Raw genomic sequence first — 676 nt, 5'->3', positions numbered from 1 at the left:
GGATCGCGCGCCACAGACGCCCACCAGCGCGGGCTCCAGGCCAGCACCGCAGCGGCCAGACCCAGCGGCAACAGCAGCAGCGCGACGTTGTGGCCGACATAGCCCCATGCCAATTGCAGGCTCTCCCAGCGCGACGAGATCTTGTAGGTATCGCCGGCGTAGCGAAATGRCGCGTATTCCACCTGCCGCACCCAGTCGAGATGCGGAATCATCGCCGCCACCATCGTCGCGATGGCGATCCACGGCGCTGGCGAGCGCAGGAACAGCATCCGCTGGGGATGGATCAGCGCGGCCAGACCAATCGCGCCGATCATCGTCACCACCCAGTATTTGGTCATCAGCGCCAGCGCAGCAGCGAGGCCAAGCAGGAAGCCCGAGCGGATCGAGCGCTTCTCGAACGCGTGCAGATAGGCCAGCACCACCAGCGGCAAAGTTACCAGCTGCAGCAGGTCCGGATTGTATTTGAAGCCCTTGAAATTGAAGATCGGATAGATCGCGACCATCAGCAGCACGAAAAAGGCGCGGCGACGATCGACCACGCGCAACGCGATCGCCCAGCAAAGGACCATGCCAATGCCGACCGTGACCATGGCAAGCAGATAGGTCGCCCAGTCCACCGGCGGGAAAAATTTGAACCAGACACCCGAAATCCAGCCCGACAGCGGCGGATGCTTGC

At 63.0% G+C, this 676-nt stretch carries 1 protein-coding gene; it reads right to left on the bottom strand.

What is annotated here, in order from left to right:
• The coding region (locus AC1DU6_RS34220) for a glycosyltransferase family 39 protein (protein WP_477862893.1) at window positions 1-676 on the bottom strand (676 nt) is incomplete at both ends.

It is taken from the genome of Roseateles sp. P5_B10, from assembly GCF_056400485.1.
This window is presented reverse-complemented; position numbering and strand designations above follow the sequence as displayed.